At 37.6% G+C, this 17,020-nt stretch carries 8 protein-coding genes, 2 tRNA genes and 3 rRNA genes; 9 read left to right on the forward strand and 4 right to left on the reverse strand.

Annotated elements, in window-relative coordinates; translation table 11 throughout:
• Positions 1–63: 63 nt before the first annotated feature.
• A complete protein-coding gene (thrS, locus tag OLM51_RS07465; RefSeq protein ID WP_264553703.1) occupies positions 64–2,010 on the reverse strand; it encodes a threonine--tRNA ligase in 1,947 nt (648 codons plus the stop codon).
• A gap of 1,182 nt (positions 2,011–3,192) precedes the next feature.
• Between thrS and OLM51_RS07470 the strand changes: the two genes are divergently transcribed.
• The 6 genes from OLM51_RS07470 to pafA all read left to right on the forward strand — a co-directional run bounded on the left by OLM51_RS07470 (position 3,193) and on the right by pafA (position 10,530).
• Positions 3,193–4,706 (forward strand): 16S ribosomal RNA (locus OLM51_RS07470).
• A 125-nt stretch (positions 4,707–4,831) separates the two neighbouring features.
• Positions 4,832–4,905: transfer RNA gene (locus OLM51_RS07475), tRNA-Ile, on the forward strand.
• A gap of 92 nt (positions 4,906–4,997) precedes the next feature.
• A tRNA-Ala gene (locus OLM51_RS07480) sits at positions 4,998–5,071 on the forward strand.
• A 203-nt stretch (positions 5,072–5,274) separates the two neighbouring features.
• A 23S ribosomal RNA gene (locus tag OLM51_RS07485) occupies positions 5,275–8,155 on the forward strand.
• 177 nt (positions 8,156–8,332) lie between these two features.
• Positions 8,333–8,442 (forward strand): 5S ribosomal RNA (gene rrf, locus OLM51_RS07490).
• The 16S, 23S and 5S rRNA genes sit together here with 2 tRNA genes alongside, the layout of an rRNA operon.
• 447 nt (positions 8,443–8,889) lie before the next feature.
• Positions 8,890–10,530: an alkaline phosphatase PafA gene (gene pafA, locus OLM51_RS07495; protein ID WP_264553704.1), complete on the forward strand. Its 1,641-nt coding sequence runs from the start codon at positions 8,890–8,892 to the stop codon at positions 10,528–10,530.
• A gap of 127 nt (positions 10,531–10,657) precedes the next feature.
• On the opposite strand, the gene ald is transcribed toward pafA, so the two are convergent.
• The gene (ald, locus tag OLM51_RS07500) at positions 10,658–11,776 is read right to left on the reverse strand and encodes an alanine dehydrogenase (protein ID WP_264553705.1); all 1,119 of its coding nucleotides are present in this window, start codon (positions 11,774–11,776) and stop codon (positions 10,658–10,660) included.
• Positions 11,777–11,979: 203 nt separating this feature from the next.
• On the opposite strand from ald, the gene OLM51_RS07505 reads away from it, so the two are divergent.
• Positions 11,980–12,438, forward strand: coding sequence for an Lrp/AsnC family transcriptional regulator (locus OLM51_RS07505; RefSeq protein ID WP_264553706.1), 459 nt, complete (start codon positions 11,980–11,982; stop codon positions 12,436–12,438).
• A gap of 58 nt (positions 12,439–12,496) precedes the next feature.
• On the opposite strand, the gene OLM51_RS07510 is transcribed toward OLM51_RS07505, so the two are convergent.
• Both OLM51_RS07510 and OLM51_RS07515 read right to left on the reverse strand, forming a co-directional pair.
• Complete coding sequence (locus OLM51_RS07510) at positions 12,497–13,945, reverse strand: glyceraldehyde-3-phosphate dehydrogenase (RefSeq protein ID WP_264553707.1); 1,449 nt, start codon at positions 13,943–13,945, stop codon at positions 12,497–12,499.
• Between the two features lie 160 nt (positions 13,946–14,105).
• Positions 14,106–15,506 (reverse strand): trypsin-like peptidase domain-containing protein, encoded by a 1,401-nt coding sequence (locus OLM51_RS07515; protein ID WP_264553708.1) that lies wholly within the window; start codon positions 15,504–15,506, stop codon positions 14,106–14,108.
• 160 nt (positions 15,507–15,666) lie between these two features.
• Here OLM51_RS07515 and dapF point away from each other — a divergent pair, with 160 nt between their 5' ends.
• Together dapF and OLM51_RS07525 are read left to right on the forward strand one after the other, a co-directional pair.
• Positions 15,667–16,449 (forward strand): diaminopimelate epimerase, encoded by a 783-nt coding sequence (dapF, locus tag OLM51_RS07520; protein WP_264553709.1) that lies wholly within the window; start codon positions 15,667–15,669, stop codon positions 16,447–16,449.
• Positions 16,450–16,480: 31 nt separating this feature from the next.
• Positions 16,481–17,014, forward strand: coding sequence for a GNAT family N-acetyltransferase (locus OLM51_RS07525; protein WP_264553710.1), 534 nt, complete (start codon positions 16,481–16,483; stop codon positions 17,012–17,014).
• Positions 17,015–17,020 lie beyond the last annotated feature (6 nt).

The raw sequence follows: 17,020 nt of genomic DNA on the forward strand, positions 1-17,020 counted from the left end.
TTTTTTTCTACTCGAGGTTGAAAACCTCTGTTGCTTCTTATTGCTATGACTTTATAATTTAAGTTAAACTGTAAAAACTTTTAATGTCTTTTTTATTTCTTCGTTTACAATCGAAGCAAATTCTTCAATAGAAACTGTAATGTTACCTTTTCCTTCTTGTCCGTGGCGACGAATAGAAATTGTGCCGTTTTTCTCTTCTTCCTCGCCTACAATCAGCATAAATGGGATTTTTTGCATTTCCGCATCTCTAATTTTCTTGCCAATTGTTTCGTTTCGATTGTCAATTAGGGCGCGAATTTCGTGATTTTCTAGCAAATCTAAAACTTTTTTAGCATAATTTTCGTATTTCTCGCTCAAAGACAAGATTATAGCCTGTTCAGGCATTAACCAAAGTGGGAAATTTCCTGCTGTGTGTTCTAATAAAATTGCTATAAAACGTTCCATAGATCCAAAAGGAGCTCTGTGAATCATAACTGGGCGATGTAATTCATTATCAGCGCCTTTGTATGTTAAATCGAAACGTTCTGGTAAGTTGTAATCTACCTGAATTGTTCCTAATTGCCATTGTCTTCCAAGAGCATCTTTAACCATGAAATCTAGTTTCGGACCATAAAATGCAGCTTCGCCATATTCAACAACAGTATTTAAACCTTTGTCTGCAGCGGCATTGATAATGGCATTCTCAGCTTTTTCCCAGTTTTCATCCGTACCGATGTATTTTTCTCTATTTTCCTGATCTCTTAATGAAATTTGAGCTGTAAAGTTTTCAAAACCTAACGAACCAAATACATATAAGACAAGATCAATTACTTTTTTGAACTCTTCGTCTAATTGTTCTGGAGTACAGAAAATGTGAGCATCATCCTGAGTAAATCCTCTAACACGAGTTAAACCATGTAATTCTCCGGATTGCTCGTATCTGTATACTGTACCAAATTCTGCATAACGCTTAGGTAAATCTTTATAGGACCAAGGTCTTACATTGTAGATTTCACAGTGGTGAGGACAGTTCATAGGTTTCAATAAAAACTCTTCGCCTTCTGCTGGCGTATGAATTGGCTGAAAACTATCTGCTCCATATTTTGCATAGTGTCCAGAAGTCACGTATAGTTCTTTCTGGCCGATATGTGGACTAACAACTTGCTCATATCCTGCTTTCTTTTGAGCTTTCTTTAAAAATTGCTCTAGACGCTCTCTAAGTGCAGCGCCTTTTGGTAGCCATAAAGGTAAACCTTGACCAACCTTTTGTGAGAAAGCAAACAATTCAAGTTCTTTTCCTAATTTGCGGTGGTCACGGCGTTTTGCTTCTTCAAGAAGTTCAAGATATTCAGTTAGATCTTTTTGTTTAGGGAAAGAAGTTCCATATACACGAGTCAACTGTTTGTTTTTTTCGTCACCTCTCCAGTAAGCACCTGCAACGCTCATTACTTTCATGGCTTTGATGATTCCAGTATTTGGAATATGTCCACCACGACATAAATCAGTAAAAGTAGCGTGATCGCAAAATGTAATTGTTCCATCTTCAAGATTCGAAATCAATTCAGTTTTGTAAACATTGTCCTTGTACATTTCTAATGCATCAGCTTTGCTAACCGGACGCATTTTGAATTCGTGTTTGCCTCTTGAAATCTCAAGAACACGATCTTCGATCTTTTTGAAATCTGCTTCAGAAATTTTCTGATCTTCAAAATCTACATCATAATAAAAGCCATTGGCAATTGCAGGTCCAAGAGTTAGTTTGATCCCTGGGTACAATTCCTCAAGAGCTTGCGCCATTACGTGCGAAGTTGAATGCCAGAAAGCTTTTTTTCCTTCCGCATCATTCCAAGTGTATAATATAAGATTACCATCGGTCGTTAATGGAGTTTCGGTTTCAATAGTTGTACCATTAAAAGATGCTGAAATCACATTTCTAGCAAAACCTTCGCTAATGTTTTTAGCGACCTCCATTGGAGTTACGCCTGAAGCGAACTCTCTAATTGACCCGTCGGGTAAAGTAATCTTGATCATTGTTTATAATTTTGTGAATGCAAATATAAGTGATTAGAAAAACACATACAATATATATGTATAAGTTTACTCTTTATTATATAGGTAAGGTTTTTTGTTCTGCTATATATTAAGAGTAAATCTCATTCACAACCCGACAGTTTTTAGAAACCTGTCGGGTTTGTTTTTTATACAGATGTATTAAGTAGGAAGTTCTTTTTGTGTCATAGCATGGTTTTTTGTTGTATATAATGTATGAGATAGAATAACATTTGCAACCCGACAGTTTTTAGAAACCTGTCGGGTTTGTTATTGTAGATATATAAGTATAAAGTTCTACTATTATATATGTGGGTAGAAGTCTGTCGGATTGAGCGGAATCAAATAGTTTGAAATTTGGAATTTCAAAATTTGGAATTTAATAAGGAGTTTAATGCTGCTATCGGCGACAATCTTTTATTTAGAACCCCAAAATAAAAGGATTTCTATGACTATCGGGGCTGTTTGGATTGTTTTGAGAATAGATTAGAGGATTAGCTGGTATAAGAGAGAGATAAAAAGATAGAAAAAAGCGAGGATAAGGATTAAAAAACATGAAAACTCATCAAAAAGTAAAGACTGAAACAGGCAAAAATTACCAAAACCACAGCTAAAACAAGAAAAACCTTACACATAATAGAAAAAGTATGATTTGTAAAGTATGTGTTATCAGAGCATTAAGAAAAAGGATAAAAAAAGGACAAAAAAAGTGGTTAAAAAGTATTGTAAATGCGGATAAAGGTTCTACTTTTGCACCCGCAACAACGACAAACGTTCCCTGAAATACTGACAAGCTACTAAAACAAACGGAAAGAAATTTTCGAAAAAAAAGATTAGAAAAAGCTTGTGAGATTTAAAAACGGATGTTACATTTGCACCCCGCAAAACACGGAAAGTTCATTGACAGATTGGTAAATTGGGAAGTATGAAATGAAAAGAAATTTTCAAAAAAAAACTTCAAAAAACATTTGCCAGTTAGAAATAAGTTTTCTACTTTTGCACCCGCTTTGAGAGACAAGCGAAACAAAAAGAAATACACGTTCGTAGACATATTGAATTGACAGCCGTTCCGATGAAAATCGGAACAAAAGAATAAGAGTAATAGAATTGAGAGATTCGAAAAGAACCACTAGATAATACATCGCAATATAATATAAAAAATATACGATGAAGAGTTTGATCCTGGCTCAGGATGAACGCTAGCGGCAGGCTTAACACATGCAAGTCGAGGGGTATATGTCTTCGGATATAGAGACCGGCGCACGGGTGCGTAACGCGTATGCAATCTACCTTTTACAGAGGGATAGCCCAGAGAAATTTGGATTAATACCTCATAGCATAGCAACTTCGCATGAAGTCACTATTAAAGTCACAACGGTAAAAGATGAGCATGCGTCCCATTAGCTAGTTGGTAAGGTAACGGCTTACCAAGGCAACGATGGGTAGGGGTCCTGAGAGGGAGATCCCCCACACTGGTACTGAGACACGGACCAGACTCCTACGGGAGGCAGCAGTGAGGAATATTGGACAATGGGCGCAAGCCTGATCCAGCCATGCCGCGTGCAGGATGACGGTCCTATGGATTGTAAACTGCTTTTGTACGAGAAGAAACACTCCTACGTGTAGGAGCTTGACGGTATCGTAAGAATAAGGATCGGCTAACTCCGTGCCAGCAGCCGCGGTAATACGGAGGATCCAAGCGTTATCCGGAATCATTGGGTTTAAAGGGTCCGTAGGCGGTTTAGTAAGTCAGTGGTGAAAGCCCATCGCTCAACGGTGGAACGGCCATTGATACTGCTAAACTTGAATTATTAGGAAGTAACTAGAATATGTAGTGTAGCGGTGAAATGCTTAGAGATTACATGGAATACCAATTGCGAAGGCAGGTTACTACTAATGGATTGACGCTGATGGACGAAAGCGTGGGTAGCGAACAGGATTAGATACCCTGGTAGTCCACGCCGTAAACGATGGATACTAGCTGTTGGGAGCAATTTCAGTGGCTAAGCGAAAGTGATAAGTATCCCACCTGGGGAGTACGTTCGCAAGAATGAAACTCAAAGGAATTGACGGGGGCCCGCACAAGCGGTGGAGCATGTGGTTTAATTCGATGATACGCGAGGAACCTTACCAAGGCTTAAATGTAGATTGACCGGTTTGGAAACAGATCTTTCGCAAGACAATTTACAAGGTGCTGCATGGTTGTCGTCAGCTCGTGCCGTGAGGTGTCAGGTTAAGTCCTATAACGAGCGCAACCCCTGTTGTTAGTTGCCAGCGAGTCATGTCGGGAACTCTAACAAGACTGCCAGTGCAAACTGTGAGGAAGGTGGGGATGACGTCAAATCATCACGGCCCTTACGCCTTGGGCTACACACGTGCTACAATGGCCGGTACAGAGAGCAGCCACTGGGCGACCAGGAGCGAATCTATAAAACCGGTCACAGTTCGGATCGGAGTCTGCAACTCGACTCCGTGAAGCTGGAATCGCTAGTAATCGGATATCAGCCATGATCCGGTGAATACGTTCCCGGGCCTTGTACACACCGCCCGTCAAGCCATGGAAGCTGGGGGTGCCTGAAGTCGGTGACCGCAAGGAGCTGCCTAGGGTAAAACTGGTAACTAGGGCTAAGTCGTAACAAGGTAGCCGTACCGGAAGGTGCGGCTGGAACACCTCCTTTCTAGAGCCTCGAATGTTAGTGCTTGCACACGTTGAGGAAAAAAGATGTGAATCGAATGGATCTGAATATTAAAATTCAATTACTCTTGCTGTTAATTTAAAAATAATGAAAATTAAGTAAAACAGAGTCTCGTAGCTCAGCTGGTTAGAGTACTACACTGATAATGTAGGGGTCGGCAGTTCGAGTCTGCCCGGGACTACTATTTAACTTAAAACAAAGGAAATTTTAGAGGTTGAGACCTTATGAGCAATAATTCATAACTCATAACTAATAACTCATCACTAAGAAAATGGGGGATTAGCTCAGCTGGCTAGAGCGCCTGCCTTGCACGCAGGAGGTCAACGGTTCGACTCCGTTATTCTCCACGATTTTAGTCATAAAGATTAAAGTCATAAAGTCCAAAGTGATTCACTTGACGACTTTTGACTTTTGACCTTCGACTAAATAAAGTTCATTGACATATTGAGATAAGAAAATAATAAAAAGTAGAAAGCGTTTTTTGTTATTAGTAGTAATACAAATAATAAAAGACAAAAAAAAACGGTCATAATTAAATTTATGATTGGTACAATAAGCAAAATAAGGGCGTATGGGGGATGCCTAGGCTCTCAGAGGCGAAGAAGGACGTGATAAGCTGCGAAAAGCTGCGGGGACGAGCACACATCGATTGATCCGCAGATATCCGAATGGGGCAACCCACTATGTTGAAGACATAGTACACCGATAGGTGGGCAAACCCGCTGAACTGAAACATCTAAGTAGGCGGAGGAGAAGAAAACAAAAGTGATTCCGTAAGTAGTGGCGAGCGAACGCGGATTAGCCCAAACCAGTGCTGTTACGGCAGTGCTGGGGTTGTAGGACCACGACATTTCTTGCACAAAGAATTAGAATCTACTGGAAAGTAGAACCATAGAGGGTGATAGTCCCGTATAGGTAATGAGTGTAAAGGATAGTGGTATCCTGAGTAGGGCGGGGCACGTGAAACCCTGTCTGAATTTGGCGGGACCATCCGCTAAGGCTAAATACTCCTGAGAGACCGATAGTGAACCAGTACCGTGAGGGAAAGGTGAAAAGAACCGTGAATAACGGAGTGAAATAGATCCTGAAACCATACGCTTACAAGCGGTCGGAGCCCTTTCGTGGGGTGACGGCGTGCCTTTTGCATAATGAGCCTACGAGTTAACGTTGCTGGCAAGGATAAGTGATTAAGTCACGGATCCGTAGCGAAAGCGAGTCTGAATAGGGCGCTTTAGTCAGTAGTGTTAGACGCGAAACCGTGTGATCTACCCATGGGCAGGTTGAAGCTGTGGTAACACACAGTGGAGGACCGAACCGGTTGACGTTGAAAAGTCTTCGGATGACCTGTGGGTAGGGGTGAAAGGCCAATCAAACTCGGAAATAGCTCGTACTCCCCGAAATGCATTTAGGTGCAGCGCTGATGATAGTTATATAGAGGTAGAGCTACTGATTGGATGCGGGGGCTTCACCGCCTACCAATTCCTGACAAACTCCGAATGCTATATAATGTTTCACAGCAGTGAGGGCTTGGGTGCTAAGGTCCAAGTCCGAGAGGGAAAGAACCCAGACCATCAGCTAAGGTCCCCAAATATATGTTAAGTTGAAAGAACGAGGTTTGTCTGCCCAGACAGCTAGGATGTTGGCTTGGAAGCAGCCATTCATTTAAAGAGTGCGTAACAGCTCACTAGTCGAGCGGACGAGCATGGATAATAATCGGGCATAAACATATTACCGAAGCTATGGATTTACAGTCTGACTGTAAGTGGTAGGGGAGCATTCTAACAGGGTTGAAGGTGTATCGTAAGGTATGCTGGACTGGTTAGAAAAGAAAATGTAGGCATAAGTAACGATAATGCGGGCGAGAAACCCGCACACCGAAAAACTAAGGTTTCCACAGCTATGCTAATCAGCTGTGGGTTAGTCTGGTCCTAAGGCGAACCCGAAAGGGACAGTCGATGGCTAACGGGTTAATATTCCCGTACTACTAATTACTGTGATGGGGTGACGGAGTGATGAAAGCGCCGCGAACTGACGGAATAGTTCGTTGAAGTACCTACCTATAAGAGATGCAGGCAAATCCACATCTTTTGGGGAAATACGATAGTACTCGGAGTCTTCGGACAAAGAGATAGTGCGCCTAAGGGCTTCCAAGAAAAACCTCTAAACTTCAGGTAATTAGTACCAGTACCGTAAACCGACACAGGTAGTTGAGGAGAGAATCCTAAGGTGCTCGAGAGATTCATGGCTAAGGAATTAGGCAAAATAGACCTGTAACTTCGGGAGAAAGGTCGCCAGCGCAAGCTGGCCGCAGTGAAGAGGTCCAGGCGACTGTTTATCAAAAACACAGGGCTCTGCAAAATCGTAAGATGAAGTATAGGGCCTGACACCTGCCCGGTGCTGGAAGGTTAAGAGGAGATGTTATCTTCGGAGAAGCATTGAATTGAAGCCCCAGTAAACGGCGGCCGTAACTATAACGGTCCTAAGGTAGCGAAATTCCTTGTCGGGTAAGTTCCGACCTGCACGAATGGTGTAACGATCTGGACACTGTCTCAGCCATGAGCTCGGTGAAATTGTAGTAACGGTGAAGATGCCGTTTACCCGCAGTGGGACGAAAAGACCCTGTGCACCTTTACTATAGCTTAGTATTGACCTTGGATAAATGATGTGTAGGATAGGTTGGAGACTGTGAAGTGGCGTCGCCAGGCGTTGTGGAGTCATTGTTGAAATACAACCCTTTGTTTATCTGAGGCCTAACCCCGCGTTGTGGGGGACATTGCTTGGTGGGTAGTTTGACTGGGGTGGTCGCCTCCAAAAGAGTAACGGAGGCTTCTAAAGGTTCCCTCAGTACGCTTGGTAACCGTGCGTAGAGTGCAATGGCATAAGGGAGCTTGACTGAGAGACATACAGGTCGATCAGGTACGAAAGTAGAGCATAGTGATCCGGTGGTTCCGCATGGAAGGGCCATCGCTCAAAGGATAAAAGGTACGCCGGGGATAACAGGCTGATCTCCCCCAAGAGCTCATATCGACGGGGGGGTTTGGCACCTCGATGTCGGCTCGTCACATCCTGGGGCTGGAGAAGGTCCCAAGGGTTGGGCTGTTCGCCCATTAAAGTGGCACGCGAGCTGGGTTCAGAACGTCGTGAGACAGTTCGGTCTCTATCTACTGTGGGCGTTAGAAATTTGAGTGGATCTGATTCTAGTACGAGAGGACCGAATTGGACAAACCTCTAGTGTATCTGTTGTCCCGCCAGGGGCACCGCAGAGTAGCTACGTTTGGAAGGGATAAGCGCTGAAAGCATATAAGCGCGAAACCCACCACAAGATGAGATTTCTTTTAAGGATCGTGGAAGATGACCACGTTGATAGGCTATAGATGTAAAGGCAGTAATGTCATAGTCGAGTAGTACTAATAATCCGTAAGCTTATGTACACCCTTTTCCCGAGAGCGAAAGCTCTCGGGAGGAAACTTTCTAAATACTTTTATGTTTCTTTATCTCAGTATGTTAAAATATTAGCTCGACGCGAGCAGTCTTTAAGTCGAAAGATTAAAGTCATAAAGTCGAAAGACTTTTAAACTTTAAGACTTGTGACTTTAGACTAACAACCTTAAGGTGGTTATTGCGGCGGGGCTCACCTCTTCCCATCCCGAACAGAGTAGTTAAGCCCGCCTGCGCAGATGGTACTGCAGTTATGTGGGAGAGTATGTCGTCGCCTTTCTTTTAAAAACCCTTTATCAATTGATAGAGGGTTTTTTGTTTTACAACATTTTTTAATGGTACTGCAATTATGTGGGAGCCCCGATAGCTATCGGGGGTCGTCGCCTTTGCTTCGCCAGTTCGGCCAAAAGGCCTCGAGTCTTTTAAGAATCCTCATCATTTATTTGATGAGGATTTTTTTGTTTTTGGTGGTTTTTAAAACTGTTCTGAAAACCGGATCACTGTTGTGTTAGTGATGTAGGTGAGAGCTCTTGATTAACAAATAAGATAAGACTTTTCATCTGTAGTTTTCACAAGCGCACAGTACACTGTAAAAGGAAATGTCATATGCTAAATTGCATGAATGGAATTTTGTTAAATTAAAGTCAATATTTAGGTTTTAAATTGGTCATAACTAGACTTTTTGGATGTGAATCCCTATTTTTGTTTTAAATATTATAATTTAAGTATGAAAAAAACTATTGTATTGTTGACATTGTTTGTGATAGCAAATTTAAATGCTCAGCAGCGCCCTAAGTTGGTTGTAGGTATTGTTGTAGATCAGATGAAGATGGAATATTTATATCGTTTTTCTGATGATTTTACTCAAAATGGATTCAAGAGATTAATGAATGAAGGATTCACTTTTCAGAATATGCATTATAATTATATGCCTACTTATACAGCTCCTGGTCATGCTTCTATTTATACAGGAACAACACCAGCAACTCATGGTATTGTTGGGAACGAGTGGTTTAGCAGAACTTTAGGAAAAGAAATGTATTGTACTGATGATGCAGGAGTAAAAACAGTTGGTGACGGAACAGCAGAAGAAGGCGCTATGTCTCCAAAAAACCTGCAAAGTACGACTATTACTGATGAAGTTAGAATGGCAACCAATTTTGCCGGAAAAGTAATAGGGATGAGTCTTAAAGATCGTGGGGCAATTTTACCTGCCGGACATTTTGCAAATTGGGCTTTTTGGTACAGTAAAACGGGGTCTTTTATTTCCAGTACTTTTTACGGAGAAAAGTTACCTGATTGGGTGACACAATTTAATAATGAAAAACATTATTTGCCTTATCTGAATAAAGGATGGGATTTATATAAACCAGCATCGACTTATAATGAAAGTTTACCTGATAATAATCCGTACGAAGGTAAATTGTATGGAAGCGCTGCACCAGTTTTTCCATATGATTTAAAATCTATGTATGAGAAGAATGATGCAGGAGTGATTAGAGCAACACCTTTTGGTAATGATCTTTTGGCAGAATTTGCAAAAAGAGCAATTGAAAAAGAAGATCTTGGTAAAGATGATATTACGGATTTTTTAACAGTAAGTTTTTCGTCAACAGATTATGTTGGACATTTACTTGGACCTCGTTCGATGGAGCTTCAGGATACTTATTTAAGATTGGATCAAACTATTGCTGATTTTTTAGCTTATTTGGATAAAACTGTGGGTAAAGGAAATTATCTTTTGTTTTTAACTGCGGATCATGCCGGAGCGGAAAATGTAATTTATTTGAAAGATCGTAAATATAATGTTGATAATTATCCATCAAAAGATGTACGCAAAAGTCTTCAGGATTTTTCCATAAAAACTTTTGGAGTGGATTTACTACTGAATTATTCTAATTTTAATATTTTCTTCAATAAACAAATCATTAAAGATAAAGGATTAGAATTAACAAAAGTAAAGCAGGCTTTCAAAGAATTTTTAATTTCACAGCCTCAGGTTAAAAAGGTTTATACGGAAGAAGAGATTTTAGCTAACGGAGGAAATGATTATTACTTAAATTTTGTTGCAAAAGGTTATGATGTGACTCAGGATGGTGATATGGTTGTAATTGATAAGCCTGGAAATATTGAATATTCAACAACCGGGACATCTCACGGAACTCCTTATAGTTATGATACTCACGTACCGGCTATCTTTTTTGGATGGCATATTAAAAAAGGGGAATCATACGATAAAAAAGCTATTACGGAAATTGCACCAACAGTAGCGCAAAAAATTAAAGTTACTTTCCCAAATGGAACTGAAGCAAAAGTAATGCAGGAAGTTTTAGATGAGAAAAAAGAAGGTTCGAATGTGAAAAAATAAATTCACGGATATTATAAAAAACAAAGCCAGTCAATTGACTGGCTTTATTTTTTCTACTAAAAAAGGCTTTTCAATTAAGAAAAGCCTTTTAAGTAGTGTTTAGTAAGCACTTATTTTAATGTCAGCACTATGCGTTTGCTAACACTAATTCTTCGTTATAAGGAAGATTCCAAGCTTCAGCAACTCCTTTGTAAAGGATTTTTCCATTAGCTACGTTTAATCCTTTTTTCAATTCTTCGTTTTCGTTACAAGCTTTTTCCCATCCTTTATTTGCTAATTGTAATGCGTATGGCAAAGTAGCGTTAGTTAAAGCTAAAGTTGATGTATAAGGTACCGCTCCAGGCATGTTAGCTACACAGTAGTGAACAATATCATCAATAATGAATGTTGGGTTTTCGTGAGTTGTCGGAGTACAAGTTTCAATACATCCACCTTGATCTACAGCTACGTCAACAACAACAGCTCCCGGACGCATTAATTTAAGCATATCACGTGTGATTAAGTGTGGAGCTTTTGCACCAGGAATCAATACAGCACCAACTACTAAATCTGCATCTTTAATTGCTCTTGTGATGTTATAGTGATTAGACATTTCTGTGTTTACATTTGCAGGCATGATATCATCTAATTGACGTAAGCGAGGTAAACTTAAATCCATGATAGTAACCTGAGCTCCTAAACCAGCAGCCATTTTTGCAGCTTGAGTTCCTACAATTCCACCACCTAAAACCAATACTTTTGCAGGAGGAACACCTGGAACACCACCTAAAAGAATTCCTCTTCCTTTTAATGGTTTTTCAAGATATTTTGCTCCTTGTTGAATAGCCATACGACCAGCAACTTCAGACATTGGAACTAAAAGAGGTAAACTACGATCTGTTTTTTCAACTGTTTCATACGCTAAACACACTGCACCTTTTTCAAGCATAGCATGTGTTAATTCTTCTGATGAAGCAAAGTGGAAATAAGTAAAAAGTAATTGATCTTTTTTGATCAAAGGATATTCAGAAGCAATTGGTTCTTTTACTTTGATGATCATTTCTGCGATTGCATAAACTTCTTCAATTGTTGCAAGAACTACTGCGCCAGCAGTTGTGTATTCATCATCACTAAATCCACTTCCTAAACCAGCAGTAGATTGTACATAAACAACATGTCCGTGTTTTTTCATTTCAGAAACTCCGGCTGGAGTTAATGCTACACGATTCTCATTGTTTTTAATTTCTTTTGGAACACCTATTATCATTTTGTTATATTTTTTGTTTTTTTTTTTGAATTTGCTTTTACAAAGCTACAGATAGAGAATATATTATTGATATTTGCTATATAAATAAGAAAATATTATTTTATTTTATATTTTTACAGAAATTTATTCTCTTTAAGGAGTTTTTTGCTTCTTAAAAAAGAAAAAACAACTGATTTTTATTTGCAAATGAAAACGTTTTCGTTATGGCTTTAGATGAAATAGACAAAAAAATCTTACGACTTTTACAGGAGAATGCACATTATACGTTAAAAGACATTGCAAATAAAATTAATTTGTCTCTTACACCTGTTCATGATCGTGTTAAACGTCTTGAAAAAGAGGGTATTATAGAGAAATATGTTTCGATTTTAAACAAGAAAAAACTCGGTAATAATCTCACGGTTTATTGTCAGGTTACGTTGACAAAACAAACATATGATACCTCCGAAGGGTTTAATCAATCCATTTTAAATTTACCCGAAGTTGTAGAATGCAATTATGTTTCGGGTAATTTTGATTATATGCTTAAAGTTATTATTCCCGATATGGAAAGTTATCATCATTTTCATCAGAAGAAGCTATCTATTTTGCCTGAGGTATCTTTGATTAATACTGTTTTTGTGATTTCAGAAGTAAAGAGCACAACTGTTCTTCCTATTTAATAAAAAAACCATCAAGAGAACTTGATGGTTTTTAGAAATAGTTGGTTTTGGTTTTATATTAATAGTAAGTAAAGCGTCTTACTTTTGCAATATATTTCGCTAAACGAATTACCTGATGGCTATATCCATATTCATTGTCATACCAAATGTAGAGTACAATGTTTTTTCCGTCTTTTGAAACAATTGTTGCATTGCTATCGTAGATAGAAGGCGCCGATGTCCCTACAATATCAGATGATACCAACTCATTATTTAATGAATATTTAATTTGTTCTACAAGCTCTCCTTCCAGAGCGTATTTTTTCATGATTTTATTAATGGCTAAAACTGAGGTAGCTTTTTTTACTTCTAGATTTAAAACCACAAGTGAACCATTTGGAACCGGAACGCGAATGGCATTTGAAGTAAGTTTTCCTTCCAATGAAGGCAAAGCTTTTGCAACAGCGCTTCCTGCACCAGTTTCAGTAATTACCATATTTAAGGCTGCAGCTCTGCCACGACGATATTTTTTATGCATATTATCAACCAGATTTTGGTCGTTTGTATAAGCATGAATAGTTTCTAAATGTCCTTTTACAACACCTATTGTATCTTCAATTGCTTTTAAAATTGGCGTTATGGCATTTGTTGTGCATGACGCAGCTGAGAAAATATTAATTTCATCTGGGTTGAAATCATTATGATTCACACCGTGTACTATATTCGGGATTCCTTTTCCAGGTGCTGTCAATAAAACTTTGCTGGCTCCTTTTGAAGTTAAATGTCTTTTAAGAGCTTCCTCAGTTGTAAAAGCACCTGTGTTATCAATTATTAAAGAATCGTTGATGCCATATTGTGTGTAATCAATTTCTTCCGGAGCATTTGCTGTTATTATATGTACTGTTGTTCCGTTTATAATTAGGGCATTATTTTTTGGGTCAGCAGTTACAGATCCGTGAAAATCTCCATGAATAGAATCATATCGTAATAATGAAGCTCTTTTTTCTAAACTAGATGCATCATTTTTGTCTCGGGTTACAATAGCTCTCAAACGCAATTGATTTCCTTTTCCGGTTTTAGACATTAGCTCTCTTGCCAATAAACGTCCAATTCTTCCAAAACCATATAAAACAACATCTTTAGGCTGAATTTCTTCTGAAGATTTTGCTTTTTTTAATTTATCCATAACAAAGTATCTCGCGTCTGGATATTTTTCATCTTCTAAACGATACTCGTAAGTCAGTTTTCCTAAATCTATTTTTGCAGGAGGTAAATCTAATGATAAAACAACTTTTGCGATTTCAACCGAATCAAAAATGGTAATTGGTTTGCCAACAAATTCACCTGCATATTGATGCAGATTGATTATCTCGCTGACATTTTGATCCAGTAATTGATTTTTAAATAAAACCATTTCGATAGACTTGTCATACCATAAATCGCTTATGATTTTTATTAATTCGACACCAGCTCTTCTTCGGTCGACTTGTAATGATACCTCTTTTTGGTACAAAGATTTTTTGCTCATAATTGATTAAATTGAAAAAATAAAATGCTCACTATTTTAAAATTTGGCGCAAAAGTATCCATTTCAATCGATTTCGTAAACTATTTTATGATTTATTTTTGAAAATAAAAAAGCCATCTTAATTTTAAGATGGCTTTGAAAATGATAAATTTTAATTTTTTTAAATGATAATTCTAAAGATTTCTCCGTTTCTGTTGATCATCTCAATGCGGACACTTTGTCCTTCATCTTTTTTGCTTAAAAGTTTAGAAACAGTTTCAACATTTGTTGCTTTTACATTGTCAATACTTAATATGATGTTGCCTTGCAGTTCATTTTGATATTGCATTAAATTTTCATTGGTGATATTTTTGATTTTAACACCATAATCAATTCTAAATTTCTTTTTATCAGCAGCATCGATATTTTCTAATTCGATTCCTTTAAATTCGGCACTGTAAAATTCATTTTTACTCAGCGTTACAGGAACAGATTTTGTTTTTCCATCTTTGATGTAGGTAACTTTTACAACATCATTTGGTCTTTTAGTATTAATATAACCTGAAAGATCTGCATAAGTTGCAATGTTTTGTTCATCTAGTTTTACGATAATATCTCCTTTTGTAAGTCCGGCTTTTTCTGCTCCTGAATTTTTGGTTACTCTATTAATATAGAATCCCTGTGTTTCTGTAATTCCTAATTCTTTAGAAGCTGTACTGTTAAGTTCGCCACCTTCTACACCAAGAATTCCTCTTTGAACATTTCCGTATTCCATAATATCCTCAATAATTTTTCGGGCAATATTAGATGGAACAGCAAAAGAATATCCAACATAAGATCCAGTCATTGAAGAAATCATGGTATTAATTCCGATTAATTCACCTCTTGCATTTACTAATGCCCCACCGCTATTTCCCGGATTTACTGCAGCATCTGTCTGAATGAAAGACTGAATTCCGCTTTGATCTAAATTTCTGGCTTTTGCAGAAACAATTCCGGCTGTAACAGTCGAGGTTAAATTATAAGGATTTCCAACAGCCAAAACCCATTCACCAACTTTTACAGAATCAGAATTAGCAAAAGCAGTATAGGGTAATTTTTCATCGGCATTAATTTTTAAAAGGGCAATGTCCATTTTAGAATCCGTACCAATTAATTTTGCTTTGTATGATTTTTTATTGTTTAAGGTAATTTCAATTTCTGTCGCGTCTTTGATTACGTGATTATTGGTTACAATATATCCATCCTCAGAAATAATTACTCCAGAACCAGTTCCTACCTGTTCTTGCTGCTGCTGTCCGCCATAGCCATAGAAAAATTCCAGCATCGGATTGCTTACGGTTCTTCTCGAAACGTTTTTTACGTGAACAACAGTATGAATAGTTTTGTCTGCAGCTTCAGTAAAATCAACTGCTTCAGCTGCTAAACCAACATTTCTTCCAAATGAGTTTGGGGCGAGAGTTACAACAGAATTTCTTTTTCCAAAAAATGAATTGTTGCTTTCAAATAATAACTTGTAAGCACCAAGAGTAATAGCACCACTAAGTAATGATACTAAAAATAAGGCTGAAAATCTTTTCATATTAGAGTTTGTAATTAAGTTATTAGAATTTTGTTTCATGTTTAATTTAACGTAAAATTACTTCAAAAAATTATTTGTAAAAACGGTTTAACGCTCTTTAACAATGATTAACATTTCCTTAATTAATTGTTTGTACTTTTGTACTTCTAACAACTAAAAAATGCAAGTAGAATTTTATAAATATCAAGGTACAGGGAACGATTTTGTAATGATTGACAATCGTTCTAATTTTTTTCCGAAAGAAGATATTCAATTAATTGAGCGTTTATGTGACAGACGATTTGGTATTGGTGCAGACGGACTTATCTTACTTGAAAATGATTCAGATACAGATTTCAGAATGGTTTACTATAATTCTGATGGAAATCAAAGTTCAATGTGTGGCAATGGCGGAAGATGTCTTGTTGCTTTCGCTAACCAATTAGGGGTAATTGATGATAAAACTACTTTTATCGCTACCGATGGATTGCATCATGCTTCTGTTGGAAAAGACGCTATTGTTTCTTTGCAGATGATTGATGTTGACCAAATACAAAAACAAGATTCATATACCTTCTTAAATACGGGTTCGCCACATCATGTTCAGATTGTTGAAGATTTGAAAAATTACAATGCAAAAGAAAATGGAGCTGCTATTCGTTACGGAGAATTATATGGTGAAAAAGGAAGTAATGTTAATTTTGTAAAGAAGATTGATGAAGATACTTTTTCGCTTCGTACTTACGAGAGAGGTGTGGAGGATGAAACTTTGGCCTGCGGAACCGGAGCTACAGCTGTAGCAATTGCAATGAATGCTATTGGGGAAACAGATAAAACTTCGATTAATTTGAATGTAGAAGGAGGGAAACTTGTTGTCTCTTTTGATAAAATTGGAGATCATTTTACGAATGTTTTTCTAACCGGACCAGCAAAATTTGTTTTTAAAGGAACTATTGAAATTTAAGTCTCAGTTTAATCTAAATTTCATATTTTAAATGATAACACTCAAAGGAGAATCGATTTATTTACGAGCATTAGAACCTAATGATTTAGAGTTTGTATATGCTATGGAAAATGATCAGAGCATTTGGGAAGTCAGTAATACCAATACACCATATAGTCGCTTTTTGATTCGGCAATATCTTGAAAATGCACAGCAGGATATTTATGAAGCAAAACAATTGCGTTTAGCAATTTGTCAGGATGAAGATTTTCCGGCAATTGGATTAATAGATTTATTTGAATTTGATCCCAGAAACAATAAAGCCGGAGTTGGAATTGTAATTCAGAATAAAGATAACAGAAACCAAAACATTGGTTCTGAGGCGCTGGGATTATTAATTAAATATTCATTTCACCATTTAAATTTGCATCAATTATATGCAAATATTAATGTAGGAAATGAAGCTAGTATAGCTCTTTTTACTAAATTTGGTTTTGAGAAAATAGGAATTAAAAAAGATTGGATTTTGCTAAATAACCACTATCAAGACGAAGCAATTTTTCAGTTAATTAACAAACATATTTAATATTTT

This window comes from Flavobacterium sp. N2038, assembly GCF_025947185.1.
GTDB lineage: Bacteria > Bacteroidota > Bacteroidia > Flavobacteriales > Flavobacteriaceae > Flavobacterium.